Here is a 21316-nt window from a genome sequence, read left to right as displayed (position 1 = left end):
CTGGGCCTCCGGGCGATGCGACAGTCGGGGCCGGACGCGCTCAGTGCGGAGGCGTGAACTGGCTCGCGGTGAACACCGCGCCCTGCGGGTCTCGGATCCTCGCCGTGCGTGCCCAGTCGCTGTCCTCGACGGCCAGCACCTCCCCGCCGTGCGCGGCCGCGAGCGCAGCGGTCTCGTCCCGGTCGGCGACCGCGAACGTCACGTGCCAGTGGGCCGGCTCGCCCTCCTCGGGGGGTGCCACCCAGCCGATCGCATCCGCGAACCCACGAGGCACCGAGACGCCGGCCTGCCGCTCGTGGATGTCGGGATCGGTGGTGGCCGCGAGGTGGTCGCCGTAGCCGGGCACGCGGATCATCGTCGCGAATCCGACGTCGTCGAACCGCCACCCGAACGCGTCGCTGTAGAACCCCGTCGCCGGGTCGTCCGCGTGCAGGTCGCTGAAGTTCCACGCGCCGGGTGCGTTGACGATCTGCGCGCCGAGCCTGCGCTTCGGCTGCCACAGCCGCAGGCGTGCGCCGGACGGGTCGGTGACCTCGGCCCACGCGCCGCCCTCACCGGCGACGTTCGGGCCGGCCGTGACGTTCCCGCCGGCCGCGGCGACGCGGTCCAGTGCGGCATCGATGTCCTCCACCGCGACGTAGGTCTTCCACGCGGGGTCGTCGACCTCGGAGCTGCCGACGCCCCCGACATCGAGGCCGTTCACCTGGGCGATCACGTACCGAGTCGGCGCTCCCGGCGGCGCAGCCTCGTGGAACGTCCACCCCAGGACGGCACCGTAGAACGCCAGGGCCCGGTCCACGTCCCGCTGCTCGACGTCCACCCAGCACGTCACTCCCTGCGGGTAGGTCCGTTGCTTCTCAGCCATCGTCACAACCTAGGCATCACGCACCGACCGTGCACGAGGAGCACCGAACCATCGCCGCCGCTCCGGGTCGCGGCCCGGCCGCTCAGCGCGAGGTCGCGTCGAAGACCTCAGGCGCGACCCGGCGGGCGGCCTCTCGCGCGGCGTCGAGGTCCGCGAAGACCGGGCCGAATCGTTACTGACGGGCACCCGGTAGGTGGGCGGGCAGGGCATCCGGGGGACTGGCGCCATGGCGGCGGGCAGCGTGGACGTCCGAGCCGCACGACAAAGGCCCCGCACCAGCAGGTTCGCTGGTCGCGGGGCCTTCGGTCTCGGAGCCGCCTAAGAGAATCGAACTCTTGACCTTCTCATTACGAGTGAGACGCTCTGCCGACTGAGCTAAGGCGGCGTCGTCGCGGTCCGGGGACCTCGGCGAGCGCGCCAACTGTACCCGCAGGACCCCGCCCGCTCCAAAGCGAGCGGTCACGCGCTCCGACGACCGGGCAGGCACGCCGACGCAGCGGCGGCGAGGGCCACGGCGTCCTCGAGCAGCGCGGCCCGCAGGTCCGGCATCCGGCCGGCGGCCCAGGCCCGCCAGGACGCCCCCGCATGCGCGGCGACGAACCCGCCGACTGCACCCGCGAGCACCGGCAGCAGTCGCTGGGCGTCCGCCCGGCCGGCCAGCATCGACGCGCCGATCGCGCCGGACGCCGCGCGCAGCCGGTCGCCCCCGAAGGCGAGCCTGCTCGGCGCGATCGGCAGCTTGTCGGCGATGAGCTCGCCCACGATCGCCGCCGCCGCACCGATGCGGACCGCCGGACCCCCGCCGCCGGTCACGGTCGGGGCGCCCGGTCCGAGCGACGAGCGGGCACCCGCGGCCCAGCCGAGCAGGAAGGACCGCACGAGCAGCCCGACGCCGGGGCGGTCGCGCGCGGCGGTCCCGTCGAGACGGATAGCGGTCGGGCCGCTGGAGCTGGCTGCCATGCGGCAACGGTCACCCAGAGCGACCCGGACGGCAACCCGAGCGCAACTCAGCAGCGCGTCCCGGCCGCCGGCGCGTCGCCGCCGAGCAGGTAGGTGTCGACGGCGTCGGCGATGCAGTCGTTGGAGGAGCCGTAGGCGGTGTGGCCCTCGCCTTCGTACGTCAGCAGCACGCCGGTGGACAGCAGGTCGGCCAGCTTCTCGGCCCACGTGTACGGGGTGGCCGGGTCGTTCGTCGTGCCGACGACGACGATCGGGGGCGCGCCCGGCGCGGAGTAGTCGGGGAGGGGGTCGATCGCCGGGACCGGCCACTTCGCGCACACCGTGTCTCCGAACCCGAAGAACGAGCCGACCGTCGGCGCGACGGTGTTGATCTGGGCGGCCTCCGCCCGCATCGCCTCGAAGTCGGGTTGGGCGTCGTGGGGGGTGTCCACGCAGTTGATCGCGTTGAACGCGTCCAACGAGTTCGTCGAGTAGGTGCCGTCGGCCTCGCGGTCCGAGTAGATGTCGGCGAGCTGGAGCAGCCCCGAGCCGTCGCCCTTGCGGATGGCCGCGTCGAGCGCCTGCGTGAGGTACGTCCAGCTGTCCTGCGAGTAGAGCGGCAGCGCGATCCCGTAGAACGCGAGGCTGGCCGTCAGATCGCGGTCGCTCGTGGTGGGCAACGGGTTCGCGCGGGCCCGGTCGAGCAGGCGCCGGACCTGCGACATGCCGTCGTCGACCGTCCCGGTCAGGGGGCAGCTCCTGCCCTTCTGGCAGTCCGCGACGTAGGCGCGCAGGGCGCCCTCGAAGCCGGCGGCCTGGCCCTCGGCCAGCTCCGCCGACGTCAGCGTCGGCGGGAGCGCACCGTCGAGGACCATGCGCCCGACGGTCGTCGGGAAGAGTGCGGCGTAGGTGGCACCGAGCTCGGTGCCGTACGAGAAGCCCAGGTAGTGCAGCTGGTCGTCGCCCAGCGCCGACCGCAGGACGTCGAGGTCACGGGCCGCGCTGACCGTGTCGATGTGCCCGAGGGCCGCGCCGGTGTTCTTCTTGCAGGCGTTCCCGTAGTCGCCGTACACGTCGATCACGTGCTGGATGCCCGCATCCGTCGAGTAGTCCGGGTCGAACGCGATGAGGCGATCCAGCTCGGCGTCGCTGACGCAGTGCACCGGGTTCGACCGCTGGACGCCACGCGGGTCGAACGCGACGAGGTCGTAGCGCTCCTGGACGTCGTCGCTGATCATGCCCTTGGCCTGCTCGAGGAAGTCGATGCCCGACGCACCGGGGCCGCCCGGGTTGAGGAGCAGGGAGCCCAGCGGGTCGCCGCCCGACGCCGTCGACCGCGCGAGGGCCAGGTCGATCGAACCCGCCGACGGGTCGGCGTAGTCCAGCGGCACCTGCGCGGTGGCGCACTCACCCTGGTGGCACGACCTCCACTCGAGCGCCTGGTCGTAGAAGGCCGCGAGCGGCCCGGCGGACCCCGACGCGTGGGCGCGGGGGGACTCGACCGTCGTCTGGTTCTTCGGTGCCAGGCATCCCGCGAGGAGCAGTGCGAGGCCGACGAGAGTCGCGACGAGAGCGGCGGGGCGACGGCGGCGCCGACGGTCGCTCGCGTCGCGTCCGGGCGCGGCGGGGTGATCGGTCGGCAGCATGCCCCACACCGTAGCCGCCGAGCCTGGACGGTCCGTGAGTGTCTCGGGGAGATTGCTGGGAGAGCGCTGTAGGCCCGCCGCCCTCAGCCCTGCGGGCGCAGCGCGACCGCCATCGCCTCGACCGCGAGCAGCGGCGCGACGTTCCCGGCCAGCCGGGTGCGCGCCTGTCCGACCGCATCCATCCGGCGCAACGTCTGCTCGGCGGTGCTCGACTCCGCGAGCGCCCGGATCGACGCGTCCTGCTCCACGTTCACGAGCTCGACGTCGGCACCGAGCTGGACGACGAGGACGTCGCGATAGAGCGAGAGCAGGTCCACCATCGCGCGGTCGAGCACGTCGCGCTGGGCACGTGTCGCACGACGCTTCTGGTCCTCCTCGAGCTGCTTGACCTGCGTCCGCAGGGACGGGGGCAGTGTGGCGGCACCTTCCGCCCCCATCGCCCGGAGCAGCTCCGTGCGCTCCTGCGCGTCCCGTTCCTCGGTCGCGGCCTTGGCGTCGGCCTGCGCCGTCTCGACGAGCTCCCCCGCGGCCAGCACCGCATCGCCCACGCCGCGGATCTTCGCCGCGATGCCCAGCACGGCGGCCCGGCGGGCGCGCGCCTGCGGGTCACGCGCGAGCCGACGTGCGATGCCGACATGGCTCTGGGCCGCGCGTGCCGCGATCTGGGCGACCTCGGGGTCGACACCGTCGCGCGACACGAGCAGCGCCGCCACGGCGTCGACCGGGGGAACGCGCAACGCCAGCGAGCGGCACCGCGAGCGGATGGTGACGAGCACGTCCTCCTGGCTCGGCGCGCACAGCAGCCACACGGTGCGCCCGGCGGGCTCCTCGATGGCCTTGAGCAGGGCGTTGCCGCTGGTGTCGTTGAGCCGGTCGGCGTCCTCGATGATGATCACGCGGAACCGCCCCTGCGCCGGGCTGCGCTGCGCGAGCTCGACCAGCGGGCGCGCGGTCTCGGCACGGATGAACACGCCCTCCGTCGCGACCACCGTGACGTCCGGGTGCAGACCCCGCAGCGTCGTCGTGCAGTCGTGACAGACACCGCAACCGCCGGTGGCGCACTGCAGGGCGGCCGCGAAGGCCCGCGCGGCGTTGGAGCGCCCCGACCCGGGCGGCCCCGTGAGCAGCCAGGCGTGGGTCATCGCCGACGGGTCCGCGATCGCGGTCCGCAGGATCTCGACCACGGGATCCTGCCCCACCACGTCGTCCCAGACGCTGGTCACGCCGCACCGCCCGCCGCGGTCGAGCGCGCCGTGCCGACCAACGCCTCGACCCGCTCCCGGATCGCCAGCGACAGCTCCTCCACGGGCCGCGTCGCGTCGAGCACCAGCCAGCGGCCCGGCTCGGCCGCCGCACGCCCGAGGAACGCCTCGCGTGTCCTGCGGTGGAACTCGTCACCGGCCCGTTCGAGCCGGTCGGGCTCCCCCGTCAGGCGTGCACGCCCGGCGACCGGGTCGAGGTCGAGCAGGACCGTCAGCGCCGGGAGCAGACCGTCGACCGCCCACAGCGAGAGGCGTTCGACCTCGTCGGCCCCCAGGTCCCGGCCGCTGCCCTGGTAGGCCACCGACGAGTCGAGGTACCGGTCCGTGACGACGACGGCACCGCGCGCGAGCGCGGGCCGCACCACCGTGGCCACGTGGTGCGCACGGTCCGTCGCGTAGATCAGTGCCTCGGTGCGGGCGTCGACGTGGTCGCCGTGCAGCACCGCGCTGCGCAGCTCGACGCCGAGCTCGGTCCCGCCCGGCTCACGGGTCAGGACGACCTCGCGCCCCAGCGACCGCAACCAGTCACCGAGCAGGCGCGCCTGCGTCGACTTGCCCGCACCGTCGCCACCCTCGAACGAGACGAACAGCCCGTGCGGGCCAGGGGTCGACGAGGACTCGGTCACGTGCGTCAGGGTAGCCGTCGCCGGGGACACGGTCCCGCGGCGCAGCCTCACTCTCCGGGGTAGACGACCCCGACCTGCGCGCGGACGGTGTCCATGGTCCGCATGACCTCGAGCGTGTTCTCCCAGGTCATGCGCGGGCTCTCGACCTCACCGAGCGCGACTCGCCGCGCGACCTCCGCGGCCTCGAACTGCAGACCCTTGGTGCCGGGCTTCTCGAACGTCCACACGCGGCCGTCGAGGCGCTGCACCCGGAAGGACGTCGTGCCGTAGAAGTCGCCGGCCACGCTGATGCGCCCCTCGGTGCCGGAGATCTCGGCGGTGGTCGGCGACTTCGCCCACAGCGTCGTCATCAGCGTCGCCTGAGTCCGCTCGCCGTACGTGAGGGCGATCGAGATCTGCCCGTCGACACCGGTCGGCGTGAGCTGCCCGACGGCCTGGATCGAGTCGGGCACCCCGAGGAAGTCGTGCGCGAACGACACCGGGTACACGCCGAGGTCGAGCAGGGCGCCGCCCGCCAGGTTCGGGTCGTACAGGCGACTCTTCGGGTCGAAGGCCATGTACTGCCCGTGGTCGGCCGAGACGTTGATGATCTCGCCGATCTCACCGGCGTCGATGACCTGGTGGAGCGCGTCGACGTGCGGCAGGAACCGCGTCCACATCGCCTCCATGACGAAGACACCGGCCGCGCGGGCCGCCGCGAAGATCTCCTCGGCCTCGGCGGCGTTGCGCGTGAAGGCCTTCTCGACGAGCACGTGCTTGCCCGCCGCGATCGCCAGCAGCGCGTGCTCCTTGTGCTCGGAGTGCGGTGTCGCGACGTAGACGGCGTCCACCCGCTCGTCCTCGACCAGGCCGCGGTAACCCACGTGCACGGTCGGGATGCCGTGTGCCGTCGCGAACCGCTCCGCCCGGTCACGGTTCCTCGACCCCACGGCGACGAGCTGCGCCCGCGTGTGCGCGTTGACGGCGGAGGCGAACACGGCGGCGATGCCACCGGCGCCGAGGATGCCCCAGCGGATCGGCGGTGCGGTACGGGGGTCTTCGGTGCGAGCCATGGCGCCAACCTAGCGCGCAGTGCCGTCGGTCGGGCGACGCGGGACCTACTTCTTCGTCGCGGCCTTCGCGCGCGTCGTCGTCGCCTTCTTCGCCGGTGCCTTCTTCTTCGCCGGCGCCGACGCACGCTTCTCGACGAGCAGCTCGATGGCCTGCTCGCGGGTGATCGTCTCGGGTGTCAGGTCGCGCGGCAGGGTCCGGTTGGTGACCCCGTCCGTCACGTAGGCGCCGAAACGGCCTTCCTTCACGACGATCGGCTTCTCCGACGTCGGGTCGTCGCCGAGCTCTCGCAGCGGCGGTGCCGAGGTCGCCCCCCGCCCGCGCTTCGGCTGGGCGTAGATGGCGAGCGCCTCGTCGAGGGTCGTCGTGAAGAGGGCTTCCTCGGAGGCGAGCGTCCGTGAGTCCGTGCCCTTCTTCAGGTACGGCCCGTAGCGCCCGTTCTGCGCCGTGATCTCGGCGCCCGACTCGGGGTCGACGCCGACGACGCGGGGCAGGGACAGCAGCAGCAGCGCGTCGTCGAGAGTCACCGACTGCAGCGACATCGACTTGAACAGCGACGCGGTGCGCGGCTTCGGAGCGGCCGCCAGCGCGCGCTTCTGCGCCGCCGCCGAGAGCGAGGTGTCGACCTCTGGCTCGGGCAGGATCTCGGTGACGTAGGGCCCGTACCGCCCGTTGCGCGCCACGATCGGCGTCCCCGCGACGGGGTCCGTCCCCAGCACCTGGTCGCCGTCCGGCTGCGTCTCCAGCAGCTCGCGGGCCTTCTCCACGGTCAGCTCGTCGGGCGCGAGCTCCTCGGGCACGGACGCGCGCCGCGTCGTCCCGTCCTCGGCAGGCTCGGCCAGGGAGTCCTCGAGGTAGGGGCCGTACCGGCCGACGCGCAGGACGATGCCCTCGCCGATCGCGATCGAGTTGACCTCGCGGGCGTCGATCTCCCCGAGGTTCGCGACGAGGTCGCGCAGACCCTCGCCCTCCTCGTCGCCCGACCCGTCGCCGAAGTAGAACCGCGACAGCCAGGCCACCCGGTCCTTGTCCCCCGCCGCGATCGCGTCGAGGTCCTCCTCCATCTCGGCGGTGAAGTCGTAGTCAACCAGCCAGTCGAAGTTCTCCTCGAGCAGCCGGGTCACCGCGAACGCGAGCCACGACGGCACGAGCGCCTGCCCACGACCGGTCACGTACCCGCGGTCCTGGATCACGGAGATGGTCGCGGCGTAGGTCGACGGCCGCCCGATCCCGCGCTCCTCCAGCGCCTTGACCAACGACGCCTCGGTGAAGCGCGGCGGCGGTGACGTGCGGTGCCCGTCGGCGGTGAGCTCCGACGCCGTCAGGGGGTCGCCTTCACGCATGGCAGGCAACCGTGCATCGCCCTTCGACTCGTCGGCGGTCGAGGAGTCGGTGTCGTACCGCGAGACGTCGCGACCCTCCTCGTACGCCGCGAGGAACCCGCGGAACGTGATGACGGTGCCCGAGGCGGAGAACAGCACCTCGGTGCCGTCGGACGCGGTCGCGCCGAGGCGGACGGAGGCGGTCTGCCCGCGGGCGTCGGCCATCTGCGAGGCGACCGTGCGCTTCCAGATCAGCTCGTACAGCCGGAACTGGTCCCCCGACAGCTGGTTGGCCACCTGGGCCGGCGTACGGAACTGGTCGCCGGCGGGCCGGATGGCCTCGTGGGCCTCCTGGGCGCCCTTCGCCTTGTTCGCGTACACGCGCGGTGCGTCGGGCACGTACTCGGGCCCGTACAGCTCCGACGCCTGCCGACGAGCGGCCGTGACGGCCTGCTCGCTCAGCGAGGAGGAGTCCGTACGCATGTAGGTGATGTAGCCGTTCTCGTACAGCCCCTGGGCCGTGCGCATCGTCTGGCGGGAGGCCATCCGCAGCTTGCGCGAGGCCTCCTGCTGCAGCGTCGAGGTGGTGAACGGCGCGGCAGGCTTGCGCGTGTACGGCTTGGTCTCCAGCGAGGCCACGGAGAACGACGACGACGCGAGGTTGGCGACGAGGCTCGTCGCGACCGCCTCGTCCACGTGGACGACGTCGGCGGACTTCAGGGTGCCGTTGTCGGCGAAGTCGCGACCGCTGGCCACCCGGCGCCCGTCGACCGAGGAGAGCCGCGCAGAGAAGGCGGGCTCGGAGTCGTCGGCGACCGCGAACGACCCCGTGACGTCCCAGTAGTCCGCGGCGACGAACGCCATCCGCTCCCGCTCGCGCTCGACCACGAGCCGCGTCGCGACGGACTGCACGCGCCCCGCCGACAGACCCTGACGGACCTTGCGCCACAGCACCGGGCTGACCTCGTAGCCGTAGAGCCGGTCGAGGATGCGGCGCGTCTCCTGGGCGTCGACCAACCGGTCGTCCAGCTCCCGCGTGTTGGCCAGCGCCCGCTGGATGGCCTCGCGGGTGATCTCGTGGAACACCATGCGCTTGACCGGGACCTTCGGCTTGAGCTCCTGCAGCAGGTGCCAGGCGATCGCCTCGCCCTCGCGGTCCTCGTCGGTGGCCAGGAAGAGCTCGTCGGAGTCCTTCAGCAGCTTCTTGAGCTCGCTGACCTTCTTCTTCTTGTCCTGGTCGACCACGTAGTACGGGGCGAACCCGTTGTCGACGTCGACCGCGAACTTCCCGAACGGGCCCTTCTTCATGTCCGCAGGCAGCTCGGAGGGCTGCGGGAGGTCGCGGATGTGCCCGACGCTCGCCTCGACGTCGTACTCGTCGCCCAGGTACCCCGCGATCGTGCGCGCCTTCGCCGGCGACTCCACGATGACGAGCTTGCGACCTGCAGACATCCGTCCGGCCTTCCTCAGACTGTGCGGGCTCGAGCGAGCCCGTACGTAGTGCACCGCTGGGGACTCTACGGCGTTCCGTCAAGCCTCCGGCAATCGGTTCGGCAGGCGGCAGGCCCTACGGAGGGGTAACTGCGCAGATCACGTAGGGGTTCCGGAGATCTGCGGACGAGCGGCCGCGGCCTGCCTCAGAACAAGCATGACCGCGAACGCAAGGCACGACGCCATGACGGTCCCAGCAGCCCCTCCGAGGTACGCCGTGACCTGTTCGGCGCGCGACGACAGGTCGTCCCGGTTGTCCCACGTGTGCATCAGAGCGACCGACGCACAGCCGGCGGCAGCGACCCCGGCGATGACCAGGACGGACACGACGAGCCGCATCGTCGCGGGCGCCGGGTCGCGGTCCACGTCCGGGTTCAGCCGCAGCGCACCGGTCGTCGTCGGGACCCGGGTGGGGGTCAGTGCGACGAGCGCGCAGGCGATGGCGGTCCAGGCGAGCACCACCAAGATCGCCGCGACGACGTCCGAGGGGCGGTGCCACTGCCCGATGAGCGTCGAGATGCCGGTCGCGGTCGTGTAGCCGGCACCGAGCACCGCCGCCCACGGCCGCACCCGCGGGGGCACGACGAGCACGAGGGCCGCAGCGACCGAGGCGGCCGCCGTCGTGTGACCGCTCGGCAGCGTGTTGCCGTAGCTCGCCTCGACACCGAGCTCCGGGCGGCCGAAGACGACGTGCTTGAGCACCTGCGTCGTGAGGTTGGCGCCGATCATCAGCACGGCCACCTGCACTGCCAGCGACCACCGTCGGCGCAGGGCGGCGATGGCCATGGCGGCGATCAGGACGCCGATGATGAACCCTGCCGAGACGACCGACAGCACCCGCTCGCCGACCCGCCACAGCTGTGTCTGCCCGTAGCGCGCACCCTGGAACGCCGCGTTCTCGACCTCCTGCCCACCGAGCGTGTCGACGAACACCTGCCAGAGCACCCACACGCCCACGAACGACAGCACGGCAACGCCCAGCGCCACGACGACGACCACCCGCCGCCGGTCGCGGACGACCGGCGCGGGGGGCGGCGCGGGCGCGCGCAGGACGGGTGTGTCGCTCACCGCACAAAGGTAGGTCACCCAGGCACACGCACCGCGCCCCTCCAGGTCAGAAGGTCACGCCGCCGGGGGCGGGAGCACCGGCCGCGACGACGACCGCGTGCGTGCACCCCTCGAGCTGAGCCCGCACGTCGTCGTCGGCATTGACGCACAGCAGGCACCCGCCACGGCGTTCGAGCTCGACCGCGGCCTCGTCGATCGCCTCCGCCGCCCGCTGGCTGCGCAGGCTGACGGCCGCGAGGTCGAGCACCACCAGCGACGCCGTCACCGAGAGCGCGTCGAGCAGCGCGCGCAGCCGCACCACGTCGGCCCGACCGAACGAGCCCGCCGGTCGCACGTTGACGGTCATCCACGGCCGCGGACGGTGGCCGTCTCGGCCGTCACCGAGGCCGCCCGACGGACCGAACACCTGGTCGGGTCCGAGCTGTGCTGCCGTCATGGTGCTCATCGCGTGCCTCCCGGCGCCGGCGAGCGGTGGTCGTCCACGCGCTCGGAAGCCACTTCACCCATCTGGGCTGTGCGCAGCCTGGACGTGGGCGGCTCGCTTCCTATGAGCGACACACTGGGTGGAGAGCGGTCCCACCCGGCAACCAGGGTTGCCGGAGTGGCAACCTGGTCGCCATGGCGGAAGGCATCGAGCTCGTCCTGCAGACCGTCGGACCGCGGCTGCGCCTCGTTCGCCAGCAGCGCGGTCTGACGCTCGCGCAGGCGTCTGCCACCACCGGCATCTCGGTGAGCACCCTGTCCCGTCTGGAGTCGGGCACGCGACGCCCGCAGCTCGAGCTTCTCGTCCCCCTGGCGGCCCTCTACCGGGTCCCGCTGGACGAGCTGGTCGGCGCCCCCGCCACCGGCGACCCACGGGTCCACCCGCGCCCGGTCACGCACCACGGCCGCACCGTGATCCCGCTCTCGCGCAGCACCGGCGACGTCCAGGTGTTCAAGCTCGTCCTCCCGCCCACTGCGCACGTGCCCGAACCCGTGCTCGGAACGCACCAGGGCTACGAGTGGCTGTACGTGATCGAGGGCCGGCTACGGCTCGTGCTGGGCGAGCACGACCTGGAGCTGCCGCCCGGGGAAGCAGCAGAGTTCGACACGCGGGTCCCGCACTGGTTCGCCAACGAAGGCACGGCGCCCGCCGAGGTGCTCAGCATCTTCGGCCGCCAGGGCGCCCGCATGCACGTCCGCGCACGACCGTCCTAGGCAGCACGGACCGGCCGCCAGCCTTCGCACGGAACACCGGCCAGGGTCCACAGGCCGGTGCGTCGCAGAACAGGACCGGTCCGCCCCCGGTGGCGACACGGTCGTCGACGAGCGACGACCGCGGCGGATGCCACCGAGGACGGACCGGGGATCAGCGGGCTCCACGGGTGAGCACGACCCTTCGGCCCCGGTCAGGGGCCGAAGGCACGCTCTCCCGATCGATCAGCGGATCGACAGCTCCAGCGGGACGGAGACGGGCTCGTAACCACCTGCGGCGACCCTCGCCGGGTCGTGCCGCAGGCAGGCGACCTGCCGACGTGGGTCGTCTCCCGGGACGGCCGGCGTGACCAGCTCCGGATGGACGGTCGCGCACGCGTCGAAGACGTGGGCACACCGGTCGCGGAACGGGCAGCCCGTCGGACGGTTGGCCAGGTCGGGGGGTGACCCGGGGATGCCGCCCAGCTCACGACGCGGCCCACGCAACGGCGGGAACGAGTGCAGCAGGGCGTCGGAGTACGGGTGCCGCGGACGCCGGTAGACGTCCTGGGCCGCGGCCTCCTCGACGATCTCGCCGGCGTACATGATCGCGATGCGGTCCGCGATCTCGATCAGCAGCGAGACGTCGTGCGTGATGAAGATGACGGAGAACCCGAGCCGGTCGCGCAGCTCGGCGATCTGCTCCACGATCTGGCGCTGCATCACGACGTCGAGGGCGGTCGTCGGCTCGTCCATGATGAGCACCTGCGGGTCCAGCGCCAGCGCCATGGCGATCATCACGCGCTGACGCATACCGCCGGACAGCTGGTGCGGGTAGGACCGCAGCCGGTCGGGCGAGATGCCGACCATGTCGAGCAGGTCGGCAGACCGCTCCATCGCCTGCTTCTTGGTCATGTTCGGCAAGTGGGCCAGCAGCGCGTCCGAGATCTGCCGACCGACGCGGTGCACCGGGTTCAGCGAGTTCATGGCGCCCTGGAACACGATCGCCATGTCCTGCCACCGCGAGGCGCGCAGGTCCTGGTCCGACTGCGAGAGCACGTCCACCTGGTCGCCCGAGCGGTCGGTGAAGATGACCTCGCCGCCGGTGATCATGCCGGGGGGCGGCAGCAACCGGGTGGCCGCGTAGGCCAGCGTGGACTTGCCGCAACCGGACTCGCCGGCCAGACCGAGCACCTCGCCGCGGTTCAGCGTCAGCGAGACGTCCCGCAGCACGTGCGTCGGGTTGGCGTCGAACCCGTAGTCGACGGAGAGGTTCTTGATCTCGAGGACGGGCTCAGCGACCCGCCCGACCTGGCCAGGGGTCCAGACAGACCGCGTAGGGACGGCGCTCATGCCCGGTTCTCCTTGCTGTGCCGACCGTTCGCGGAGTCGATGCCCTGCACCGCGAGCTCTTCGGAGTGGTTGAGTTCTGTCTTCCGCGCCGATGCGCCCGGCGCCTCGTACACGACCGGCGTGAAGCCGATGCGAGGACGGATGCCGCGCTTGCGCAGGGTGCGGGCGTTCATGCCGATGCTGCGAAGCCGCGGGTTGACGAACTCGTCGATCCCGAAGTTCACGAGCGTGAGGGCCATGCCGACGAGGGCGATGCACAGACCGGCCGGCACGAACCACCACCAGGCGCCGCGGTCCAGCGCGCCGTTGTTCTGCGCCCCGTAGAGGATCGTGCCCCAGTTCCAGTCGTACGGGTCACCGATGCCGATGAACGCGAGGGTGGTCTGGGTAAGCACGGCGAACACCACGGTCGCGACGAAGCCCGAGGCGATGATCGCCGTGAGGTTCGGCATGATCTCCGCGGTGATGATGCGCCAGGTGCTCTCTCCGCTGGCGCGCGAGGCCTCGACGAAGTCCCGTCGTCGCAACGACAGCGTCTGGGCACGGAGCACGCGCGCACCCCAGGCCCAACCGGTGAGCGCGATGACCGCGGCGACCGTGAGGCCACCGGCCGAGGGCAGCTGGCCCGCGATGATGATGATCAGCGGCAGCTGGGGGATCACGAGGAAGACGTTGGCCAGCATCGACAGACCTTCGTCGCCGATCCCGCCGATGTAGCCCGACGTCACACCGACCAGCACACCGATCGCTGTCGCGCCGACGCCGGCGACGAGGCCGACGATCACGACGCTGCGGGTGCCGATGATGATCTGCGACAGGATGTCCTGGCCCAGCTGGTTGGTGCCGAACCAGTGCGAGGACGACGGGGCCATCAGCAGGTCCGTGCTCAGCGCGTTCGGGTCGTAGGGCGCGATCATCTTGCCGAAGATGGCAAGGAACACGAAGAACGCGATGATCGCGAAGCCCGTGAACGACTTCGAGTTGCGCAGGAAGACGAACCGCCGCTTGCCGGAGGTGGTGGTCTCCGCCGTGGTGACGTCCGGCGTGTCTTCCAGCAGAGTGAGGTCGATGGCCATGTCAGCCCTCCTGCCGGGTCCGCGGGTCGAGCGCGGCGTAGACGAAGTCGGCGATGATGTTCATGACGAGGACGGCGAGGGTGATGACCAGGAAGCACCCCTGCATGAGCGGGTAGTCGTGCGACGACACCGCGGTGAAGAGCGTCGCGCCGATGCCCTGGTAGGAGAACACCGACTCCATGATCAGGGTGCCACCGACGACGAAGCCGAGCGAGAGCGCGAAGCTGGACACCTGCGGGAGGATCGCGTTCCGCGAGGCGTACTGCGTCTTCACCTTCCGCTCCTTGAGGCCCTTGGCCTGCGCGACCGTCACGTAGTCCTCGGAGGACACCGTGACCATCATGTTGCGCATACCGAGGATCCACCCGGAGATCGAGGCGATGACGATCGTCGCCGCAGGGAGGAAGCCGTAGTAGATGACGGACCCGATGAACTCCCATGACCAGTTGGGGACCATCGACCGGTCGTAGCTCCCGTTCGTCGGGAACCAGCCGAGCCGGACCGCGAAGAACGAGATGCAGATCAGGGCCAGCCAGAAGTACGGGACCGCCGAGAAGAAGGCCGAGATGGGCAGCGCCGAGTCGGCCCAGGTGCCACGCTTCCAGCCGATCGACCGGCCGATGATCGTGCCGAGCGAGAACGCGATGATCGTCGCGAAGCCCACGAGGCCGATGGTCCACGGGAGTGCCTGCGACACGATCTGCGCAACGGGCGTCGGGAAGTAGGTGAACGAACGACCCAGGTCGCCGTGCAGGAGCAGCTGCCAGTAGTCGACGTACTGCTGCCAGAGCGAGGTCTGCTTGTCCAGGCCGAGGAGGACCTCCAGCGCGTGCTTGGCGTGCGAGTCGATCTGCCCCTGGAAGCGCGCCATGAGCGCGCTGACCGGGTCGCCCGGCAGCATGCGCGGGATGAAGAAGTTCAGCGTCACTGCCGCCCAGAACGTGACGGCGTAGAAGACGATGCGGCGAACGAAGAATCTCATCGCAGGTCCTCCTGACCAGGCGTGCCGGTCGCTGCGGCGTCGGCCGCGGCGGCGAGATCGGCGTCGGCGCGGACGACGACGTTCACATCGATGGGCGGACGCTGTCCGTAGGCGTCGAGCACGGACCCGAGCCTCGGGCGCCCCGGACGCTCCGAGTAGCCCCAGCACGCAGCCTTGCGACCGACACCGACGTCGAACAGCGGGGGCAGCTCGACGCGGCACATCTCGGTCGCGAACGGGCAACGCGGGTTGAAGCGGCAGCCATCCGGCGGCGTCACGAGGCTGGGGGCCTCGCCGCGGGCGCCACGGGCACGCGCGTCCAGGTCGTCGGGGTCGGGGGCCGACCGCACGAGCAGCTGGGTGTAGGGGTGCTTCGGGTCCTGCGTCACGGACTCGCTGTCGCCGCTCTCGACGACGCGGCCGGCGTACATCACCATCGTGCGGTCGGCGAAGTAGCGGGCTGACGCGATGTCGTGCGTGATGTAGAGGATCGCGATCTGCAGCCGGTCGCGCAGGTCGCGAAGCAGGTTCAGGATGCCGAGGCGGATCGACACGTCGAGCATCGAGATCGGCTCGTCGGCAAGGAGCACCTCGGGGTTCGCAGCCAGGGCACGCGCGATGGCGACCCGCTGGCGCTGACCGCCCGAGAGCTCGTGCGGAAACTTGTCGATGTACCGGGCCGTGGGGCGCAGGTTGACGCGGTCGAGGAGCTCGTCGAGCGCCTTCTCCAGCTCGTCGCCGCGCAGTCGGCCGCGGTGGATCTTCACGCTACGGGTGAGGGTGTAGCGCACCGTGTGCACGGGGTTCAGCGAGGCGAACGGGTCCTGGAAGATCATCTGGACCTTCGACACGTAGCGCCGGAACCCGGCACGACTCTTCGTCGTGGCGTCCTCGCCGTGCAGCAGGATCTGCCCGTCCGTCACGTGCATGAGCTGTGCGAGCAGCCGCGCGATCGTGGACTTCCCGGAGCCGGACTCGCCGACGAGGGCAACCACGCGACCGCGGTAGAGCTCGAGGTCGACGTCGTCGACGGCGTGCACGACCTTCTTGGACCGGAACCCGCGGACGGGGAAGTGCTTTCGCATCCTGACGGCCTGGAGTACCGGCGTCTCAGCGGATGCCACGGCGCCGTCGCCGCGGTCGTGCGTGGGGGCAGTCATCAGCTCACCTGGGGAGGACGTTCGTCGTGGTACGGGGGGTTGCGGGCCGCGGGTGCGGTGGAGGGACACCCCCACCGCACCCGCGGTCGTCATGTCGTCAGGCCATCATCGCGTACGAACCGGGACGACAACCCGCTCGATCATCAGTCGGTTCAGCTCGCGGGCTTGAGCGACAGGATGACCTTCTCGGCACCGAACCGCGTCGGCTGCGGCGCGGCGTACGGGTTGTCCGCGTCAGGCCAGCCGACGTAGTTCTTCGACGAGTACTGCGCCGTCTGCGGACGCGACCAGAGCGCGATACCGGGGACGTCCTCGACGAAGGTCTTCTGGATGTTCGCGAGCGCCGCGTCACGCGCACTGGCGTCGGCGCTGCTGGCGTACGTCTTGAAGTCGGCCGCAACGGCGTCGTTCGAGTAGCGCCCGAAGTTCCAGTTGGCCGTCTCGCCGATCGCCACGTTGTAGGACGGGTCGAAGATGTCCGCGTAGGTGTCGTACGGCGTGGCGCCACTGTCGGTCCAGTGGTAGGCCGCGTCGAAGTTGCCCAGCGGGACATCCTGGAACCAGTTGTCCGACGGCGGCTTCAGGGCCGACGCGTCCGCGCCGAGCTCCTTGGCCGTGGCGACGAGGAGGTCCTGAGCCGTGTTGTAGTCGTTCCAACCGGTCGGGTCCGTGATCGCGAACTTGACGGGCTCACCATCGGGGTCGATGAGCGCGTCGCCGTTCCAGGTGTAGCCGGCGGCCGTGAGGATGGCCTTGGCGTCGTCCACGCTGGACGCGTAGTTCTTGCCCTCGTAGGCAGGGGACACGAAGTCCTTGCCCGCGGGGAGCGGCAGACCGGTGACGTTCTCGAGAACCGGGTTGACGCCCGACGTCGCGATCTTGGTGATGTTCTCACGGTCCAGCGCCGTGTTCAGCGCCTGACGGAACGCCAGGTTGTTGAACGGCTTCTTGGTCTGGTTCATGAACAGCGCGTCGATGCCGAGGCCGGCGGCCGCCCACTGGTGGTAGTTCGTCGGGTCCTTGGCGATGTAGACCTTCTCGTAGTCAGCGATGAAGGTCCAGCCCCACTGGACCTCACCGGTGGTGAGGGCCGTGGTGAGCGCCGTGTTGTTCGCGTACGACGAGTAGCGCAGCTGGTGGACCTGCGGCTTGGTGCCCCAGTAGTCCTTGTTGATGTCCAGGGTGGCCGCCTGCGGCGTCCAGGACGTCAGCGTGTACGGGCCGGTGCCGACGGGCTTGAGGTTGGGGTCCTTCGTCGGGTCCGCGATCTTGGACCAGATGTGCTCCGGCACCATGATGATCTTGGCGAACTTCGCCTGGTTGACGAACTGGCCGCTCTTGAAGGTGACCGTGACCGTCGAGTCGTCCGTCTTCGTGACGTCGGCGTACGGCAGACCCTCAGAGTTGATGGCGTCGTTCGTCTTGCGCAGGTTCAGCGAGAAGGCGACGTCGTCGGCCGTGAAGGCCTCGCCGTCCGACCACTTGATACCCGGGTGGATCTTGACGACGGCCGACGTGAAGTCGTCGTTCCAGGTGATCGAGTCGGCGAGCCACGGCTCCGGCGCCGCGGAGGGCTGAGCCTCGTTGGGCAGCATGAGGGGTTCGTAGATGACCGTCGCGTAGCCGAGCGACGTGATCGACGCGCCGGTGGCGAACGGGTTCTGGTTGTTCGTCTGCGTGTTGTTCGGCATGCCGATGGTCAGGACAGCGTTGGACGCGGCCGGACCGGTGGTCGAGCTGGACTTGTCGCCGCTGTCGTCGCCCGAGCTGCAGGCGGTGGCGAGCAGGGCGATCGTGGCCATGCCGGCCATCATTGTTGCGAGCTTACGTGTTCTCACGGAGTGCCTCCTTGCACTGCTGGGGTACATACGGGTGTCGTGCTGTGGAACGGACTGGCAGGGGGTCGTGCCGAACGACTGCGGATCGTCCGTCGTGCGGTGGTGCGGGAGAAGCAAGTACTACAGGTGTGGGTCTGGCCCGGTGGGCGAGGACCCCGCGAGGTCCACGTCCACCGCGATGCGTAGGTCGCCTGACGAACGACCGACGCGGATCGGGTAGGTACCGGCCGGGGTGACCCAACCGGGCTGTGCCGTGTCCCAGGTACGGAACGCACGAGCGTCCACCCGAACCTGGACTCGTTCGTGCGCGCCGGGAGCGGCGTGCACGACACTGAATCCGCCGAGCCACCGCACCGGACGCTCGCCAGCAGGCGAGTTCTCGGGCGGCTCGACGTAAGCCTGGACGACCTCGCGACCGGCGCGGGTTCCTGTGTTGTGGACGACAACGTCCAGCACGATCCCCCCCTTGCCGTCGAAAGTATGCGTCACGGTTTCGTACTCCCACGTGGTCCAGCCGAGACCGTGACCGAACTGTGCTGCGGGCGTGCGACCGAGGGAGAGCCAGGAGCGGTAGCCGACGTGCACACCCTCGAAGTAATCGACGGCCCCGTCGACCGGTTGAGCATTCGGCACGGGAACATCGGTCTCGTGCGCGGGCAGCGTCCACGGCAGGCGTCCCGACGGCTCGGTGACGCCGGTGAGCACGTCTGCGAGCGCCTCGGGCCATTCCTGGCCGCCGAGCCACGCCCAGATGACGCAGGGGACCTCGTCGAGCCAGGGCAGGATCACGGGCGCGCCGGCGTTCACCACGACGATGGTGTTCGGGTTCGCGGCGAGCGTGGCCTTGACGAGCGCGTTCTGCGTGCCGGGCAGAGCCAGGCTCGTGCGGTCGTAGCCCTCGGACTCGATCTCCTCGTTCGTCCCGATGACGACGATCGCCAGGTCAGCGGCGGCGGCGGCCTCGACAGCGACGGCCAGCAGCTCGTCCGGCGAGGTGCCCGGGGTGCGGTGCACCAGCTCGGCCCGCGCGAAGCTCCCGTAGCCCACGGGGTGGACGGCCTGCACCAGTGCGTCGACCTCGACCGTGGTCGGCTCGGTCACGTCGATCACGAGCGTGACCGGAACCGGCTGGTTCACGCTCGAGTCGAGGATGACCTCGGCGCCGACGACGACGTCGCTGGTCGAGAGGACCTGCCCGGCGATCGTGATGACGTGCTTGCCCACGGTGCCGACACCGACCTCGTGCCGGCCGGGCTCGTCGAGCCTGACGGTGGTGCGGATGCGGAGCGCGGCAGCGGGTCCGGGCACCTCCCGCAGCCAGCCGTTCCACTCGGTCACGTCCGCCGTGGCGAGCACGGCACCGTCCGCGTCGAGCAGCTCACCCTGGGCGCCGACGCGGCCCTCCGGGGTGGTGCAACGACCGGCAAGATCCAGCGCAGGGGGCAGCAGGCGGGAGACCGCACCGGCGTGCATGTCGACCTCGACCGCGACATCGGCGCGGCTGAAAGCCGCCGCCAACGCGTCCTGAGGGGTGGACGAGCGGTCCGGCCTGACAAAGCCGGAGCCGCCCCCTTGCTGGAAGGGATGGACCGCGTTCGGGCCCAGAAGTGCGATACGGGAGACGCCCTCGGGTGCGACCGGGAGCGCGTGCTCGTCGTCGCGGAGCACGACCATCGAGTGCGAGACGAGGCGACGGAGCACCTCACGGACGTCGACGTCACCGACCTCGTCGCGCAGGTGGCCGGAAGGCTCGAGGCTGTCGAGCGCGCCGACCCGCTGCGCCATGCGCAGGAGCCGCAGGACCTTGTCGTCCAGGAGGGACTCGCTCACGTCGCCGGAGCGGACCGCGTCCAGCAGGCCGTCGCCCCAGGGGCCGTCCGGTCCGGGCATCTGCAGGTCGAGTCCGCCCTCGGCGGCGCCGACCACGGACTTGGTGGCCACCCAGTCGCTGACCACGACACCGTCGAAGCCCCACTCGTCCTTGAGGACGCCGGTGAGCAGCGGTCGGTGCTCCAGCACGGGGGCGGCGGTGACGCCGTCGTCGACGCCCGAGTAGGCGCCCATGACGGACCAGGCCTGCGCGTCCAGCACGAGCTGCTCGAACGGGGCCAGGTAGACCTCGCGCAGCGTGCGCTCGTCGACGCGGGCCAGGTAGCTGGTGCGCTCCGTCTCGGAGTCGTTGGCGACGAAGTGCTTGATGCACATGCCCACGCCGCGGTCCTGAGCGGACTTCACGACGTGCACCGCGATCGCGCCGGTGAGCAGCGGGTCCTCGGAGTAGCACTCGAAGTGCCGGCCGCCGACCGGGGTGCGCTGCAGGTTGACCTGCGGGGCGAGCACCACGTCGACGCCGTGCCGGCGGGCCTCGGCGGCGAACACCGCACCGACCTCGTCGGCCAGGTCCACGTCCCACGTCGCGGCGAGCGCGCTGGGAGCTGGGAAGGAGGCGGACGTCTCGTCGGCGCTGTCCGAGATCCCGCGAACACCGGCGGGGCCGTCCGAGACGTGCATGGCGCGAAGGCCGATGTGCGGAACTGCCGTGGTGGACCACAGGCCGGCACCGACGACGAGGCGTACCTTCTCCTCGAGCGAGAGGCGCGAGAGCAGGTCGCTCAGCGCGGCATCTCCGGTGGTGGGCCGTTCAGCCGTAGGCGGCTGGGTGGCCGTGTCGAGTGACACTGCGGCAATCTCCGATCGGGACGACGATGTCTACTGCCGAGCATCAAAGCACAACTTACTGACTTGTCAGTAAGTACAAAGATCACAGTATGGTTTCGGTCATGGACGACGACGTTCCCCCGACAGCAGGCACCCGCAGGCCGCGCCAGCCCCGCCAGGCGACCGCCGAGCGCAGGGCCGAGATCCTCCGCGCCGCCGCGAACACCTTCGGGTCCAAGGGCTACATGAGCGGCTCGCTGACCGACGTCGCGGAGCAGGTCGGCATCACGCACGCCGGCGTCCTGCACCACTTCGGGTCCAAGGAACAGCTGCTCGTCGAGGTGCTCGAGTACCGCGACAAGGAGGACGTCCGCGACCTCGAGGGTCAGCACATCCCCGGCGGCATCGAGCTGTTCTACCACCTGCTGCGCACCGCGCGGATGAACGTCGACCGACGGGGCATCGTGCAGGGCTATACCGTCCTGACCGGCGAGTCTGTCACCGAGAACCACCCCGCGAGGGCCTGGGTGACGGACCGTTTCCGGGTCCTGCGCGACGAGATCAAGACCGCTCTCCTGGCCGTCGGAGAGGGCGCCGTCACCGAGGAGCTGGCCGACTGCGCGGCCAGCTCGATCATCGGCGTGATGGACGGTCTGCAGATCCAGTGGCTCCTCGACGACGAGAAGGTCGACCTGCCCGTCGCGACCCAGTTCGCGATCGAGGCGATCCTTGCCGCGGCCCTCGCCGGGAACGTTCGGCCGCACCCCCTGGGCTGACGGATTTCTCAGACTGTTCACAGGCACGCCC

At 70.8% G+C, this 21316-nt stretch carries 17 protein-coding genes and 1 tRNA gene; 2 read left to right on the top strand and 16 right to left on the bottom strand.

Annotated features, from left to right (window positions below; all coding sequences use genetic code 11):
- Nucleotides 1-40: 40 nt before the first annotated feature.
- The 10 genes from I847_RS0116545 to I847_RS0116500 all read right to left on the bottom strand — a co-directional run bounded on the left by I847_RS0116545 (nt 41) and on the right by I847_RS0116500 (nt 10714).
- Nucleotides 41-865, bottom strand: a complete 825-nt coding sequence (locus tag I847_RS0116545; protein ID WP_028050574.1) for a VOC family protein — start codon at nt 863-865, stop codon at nt 41-43.
- Between the two features lie 312 nt (nt 866-1177).
- Nucleotides 1178-1250 (bottom strand) — tRNA-Thr (locus tag I847_RS0116540).
- Nucleotides 1251-1324: 74 nt separating this feature from the next.
- On the bottom strand, nt 1325-1825 hold the full coding sequence (locus I847_RS24360; RefSeq protein ID WP_051275004.1) for a hypothetical protein: 501 nt from the start codon (nt 1823-1825) through the stop codon (nt 1325-1327).
- 47 nt (nt 1826-1872) lie between these two features.
- Nucleotides 1873-3450 carry an alpha/beta hydrolase gene (locus tag I847_RS0116530; protein WP_034610782.1) on the bottom strand — a complete coding sequence of 526 codons (1578 nt, stop codon included), beginning with the start codon at nt 3448-3450 and terminating at the stop codon, nt 1873-1875.
- 83 nt (nt 3451-3533) lie between these two features.
- Nucleotides 3534-4673, bottom strand: coding sequence for a DNA polymerase III subunit delta' (locus tag I847_RS0116525; RefSeq protein WP_028050572.1), 1140 nt, complete (start codon nt 4671-4673; stop codon nt 3534-3536).
- On the bottom strand, nt 4670-5338 hold the full coding sequence (gene tmk, locus I847_RS24355) for a dTMP kinase (protein WP_034610976.1): 669 nt from the start codon (nt 5336-5338) through the stop codon (nt 4670-4672). Before tmk ends, I847_RS0116525 begins: the two co-directional genes overlap by 4 nt.
- Nucleotides 5339-5385: 47 nt before the next feature.
- Entirely contained in the window at nt 5386-6390 is a 1005-nt protein-coding gene (locus tag I847_RS0116515; protein ID WP_028050571.1) for a Gfo/Idh/MocA family protein, read from the bottom strand.
- A 45-nt stretch (nt 6391-6435) separates the two neighbouring features.
- Nucleotides 6436-9162 carry a type I DNA topoisomerase gene (topA, locus tag I847_RS0116510; RefSeq protein ID WP_028050570.1) on the bottom strand — a complete coding sequence of 909 codons (2727 nt, stop codon included), beginning with the start codon at nt 9160-9162 and terminating at the stop codon, nt 6436-6438.
- A gap of 138 nt (nt 9163-9300) precedes the next feature.
- Nucleotides 9301-10269, bottom strand: a complete 969-nt coding sequence (locus I847_RS0116505; protein WP_231384259.1) for a phosphatase PAP2 family protein — start codon at nt 10267-10269, stop codon at nt 9301-9303.
- Between the two features lie 46 nt (nt 10270-10315).
- Nucleotides 10316-10714 carry a hypothetical protein gene (locus I847_RS0116500; RefSeq protein ID WP_028050568.1) on the bottom strand — a complete coding sequence of 133 codons (399 nt, stop codon included), beginning with the start codon at nt 10712-10714 and terminating at the stop codon, nt 10316-10318.
- Nucleotides 10715-10887: 173 nt separating this feature from the next.
- On the opposite strand from I847_RS0116500, the gene I847_RS0116495 reads away from it, so the two are divergent.
- Nucleotides 10888-11466, top strand: coding sequence for a helix-turn-helix domain-containing protein (locus I847_RS0116495; RefSeq protein ID WP_028050567.1), 579 nt, complete (start codon nt 10888-10890; stop codon nt 11464-11466).
- 222 nt (nt 11467-11688) lie between these two features.
- Here I847_RS0116495 and I847_RS24350 read toward each other — a convergent pair whose 3' ends face one another.
- The 6 genes from I847_RS24350 to I847_RS0116460 all read right to left on the bottom strand — a co-directional run bounded on the left by I847_RS24350 (nt 11689) and on the right by I847_RS0116460 (nt 20530).
- Nucleotides 11689-12795 carry an ABC transporter ATP-binding protein gene (locus I847_RS24350; RefSeq protein WP_034610780.1) on the bottom strand — a complete coding sequence of 369 codons (1107 nt, stop codon included), beginning with the start codon at nt 12793-12795 and terminating at the stop codon, nt 11689-11691.
- Nucleotides 12792-13871, bottom strand: coding sequence for an ABC transporter permease (locus I847_RS24345; protein ID WP_051275003.1), 1080 nt, complete (start codon nt 13869-13871; stop codon nt 12792-12794). The genes I847_RS24350 and I847_RS24345 overlap by 4 nt, the downstream gene beginning before the upstream one ends.
- Nucleotide 13872: 1 nt before the next feature.
- The gene (locus I847_RS0116475) at nt 13873-14853 is read right to left on the bottom strand and encodes an ABC transporter permease (RefSeq protein WP_028050565.1); all 981 of its coding nucleotides are present in this window, start codon (nt 14851-14853) and stop codon (nt 13873-13875) included.
- Nucleotides 14850-16013, bottom strand: a complete 1164-nt coding sequence (locus I847_RS0116470) for an ABC transporter ATP-binding protein (protein WP_028050564.1) — start codon at nt 16011-16013, stop codon at nt 14850-14852. Before I847_RS0116470 ends, I847_RS0116475 begins: the two co-directional genes overlap by 4 nt.
- A 152-nt stretch (nt 16014-16165) precedes the next feature.
- Nucleotides 16166-17851: an ABC transporter substrate-binding protein gene (locus I847_RS0116465; RefSeq protein WP_028050563.1), complete on the bottom strand. Its 1686-nt coding sequence runs from the start codon at nt 17849-17851 to the stop codon at nt 16166-16168.
- A gap of 120 nt (nt 17852-17971) precedes the next feature.
- Nucleotides 17972-20530, bottom strand: a complete 2559-nt coding sequence (locus I847_RS0116460) for a beta-glucosidase (protein ID WP_028050562.1) — start codon at nt 20528-20530, stop codon at nt 17972-17974.
- Nucleotides 20531-20631: 101 nt separating this feature from the next.
- Here I847_RS0116460 and I847_RS0116455 point away from each other — a divergent pair, with 101 nt between their 5' ends.
- Nucleotides 20632-21285: a TetR/AcrR family transcriptional regulator gene (locus I847_RS0116455; RefSeq protein ID WP_028050561.1), complete on the top strand. Its 654-nt coding sequence runs from the start codon at nt 20632-20634 to the stop codon at nt 21283-21285.
- The last annotated feature ends 31 nt before the right edge of the window (nt 21286-21316 follow it).

The organism is Cellulomonas sp. URHD0024, assembly GCF_000426185.1.
Taxonomy (GTDB): Bacteria; Actinomycetota; Actinomycetes; order Actinomycetales; family Cellulomonadaceae; genus Cellulomonas.
The sequence above is the reverse complement of the archived record's forward strand: the minus strand, read 5'-3'. Positions and strand labels throughout refer to the sequence as shown.